At 70.2% G+C, this 1,400-nt stretch carries 2 protein-coding genes; one reads left to right on the top strand and one right to left on the bottom strand.

Annotation, left to right across the window (positions count from 1 at the left end):
• The first annotated feature begins 144 nt into the window (after nucleotides 1-144).
• Nucleotides 145-1,029, top strand: a complete 885-nt coding sequence (locus QZV84_RS11070) for a carbon-nitrogen hydrolase family protein (RefSeq protein WP_292829400.1) — start codon at nucleotides 145-147, stop codon at nucleotides 1,027-1,029.
• Nucleotides 1,030-1,064: 35 nt separating this feature from the next.
• Here QZV84_RS11070 and QZV84_RS11075 read toward each other — a convergent pair.
• On the bottom strand, nucleotides 1,065-1,400 hold a 336-nt coding region (locus QZV84_RS11075; RefSeq protein WP_292829402.1), incomplete at its 5' end, for an aminotransferase class I/II-fold pyridoxal phosphate-dependent enzyme.

Consider the following 1,400-nt stretch of genomic DNA (forward strand, 5'->3'; position numbering starts at 1 on the left):
CCAGAGGTCGCAGGTTCAAATCCTGTCCCCGCAACGAAAATGAAGAAGGCGTCCTCTCCGGGGACGCCTTCTTCATTTCACGCATGACGGTGCTCAGAGGCGATGGGCTTGCCGTGCGCGTGCGCCCCGGGTGAGGATGAACTCATGCCCTCCGCGCGAGATACCGACCTCCAGAAGGACCTGCCGGACGGGCGAGACGAGGTCGCCTCCAGGCGCGGGGATCGCAACGGGAAGGCGGCGATCGCCGTCGCGCAGTTCGCTCCTGCGGCAGACAAGCAGGCGAACCTTGCCGACATCGGGCAGCTCGCGGAGACGGCATCCGAACGCGGTGCCGACCTGGTCGTGTTCCCCGAGTACGCGAGCTACTTCATCAACCCGTTCGACGACTCGCTCGCCGCCCACGCCGAACCGCTGGACGGACCGTTCGTCGCGGCGCTGACCCAACTCGCGGCGACGCACGGCGTGCTCATCGTCGCGGGGCTGCTCGAAGAGGCGGCGGACGCCCGGCGCGTGCGCAACACCGTCGTCGCCGTGGATGCGGGCGGCGTCGTGGCCACCTACCGGAAGCTGCACCTGTACGACGCGTTCGGGCAGCGCGAGTCGGACTGGGTAGAGCCGGGCGAGCTGGCGGCACCCGAGACGTTCGAACTCGGCGGCCTGCGCTTCGGGCTGATGACCTGCTACGACCTGAGGTTCCCGGAGGTCGGGCGGACGCTCGCCGATGCACGCGCCGACGTGTTCCTGGTTCCGGCGGAGTGGGTACGCGGGCCGCTCAAAGAGCACCACTGGCGCACGCTCGTCCAGGCGCGCGCGATCGAGAACACCGTCTACGTCGCCGCCGCCGATCATCCGCCGCCGCTCGGAGTCGGCAACTCGATGATCGTCGACCCGCAGGGTGTCGAGATCGCCGCGATCGGCACGGCCACCGATGTCGTGGTCGCCCACCTCGACCGCGATGCGGTTGAGCGGGTGCGTCGTGTCAACCCGGCGCTGCTGCTTCGGCGTATGCGGGTCGTTCCGCGCGACTGATCGCGCGACGGGAGGAACGGCGTCGGCGGCAGCCGTCAGCTGTTGTGGGCGGCGAGTCGGGATGCCGCCTCTTCGAGCACCGACACGCGCTTGCAGGCGGCGAACCGCACGAGAGTGGCGTACTCGGCCCGGCGCGATGCGCCGACGAAGGCGGTCAGCGGGATCGCGACCACCCCCGCGCGGTCGGGCAGCGCGCGGCAGAACTCGGCGGCATCCGTCGCGCCCAGGGGAGCGGCATCCGCCACCGTGAAGTACGACCCGGCGGCGACCGAGACCTCGAAACCCGCCGCCCGAAGCCCGGAGCCCAGCAGGTCGCGCTTGTCGCGCAGGGTCTGTGCGATGCTCTGGAAGAAGGCGTCGGGCAACCGCAG

Source organism: Microbacterium sp. (assembly GCF_011620715.1).
GTDB lineage: Bacteria > Actinomycetota > Actinomycetes > Actinomycetales > Microbacteriaceae > Microbacterium.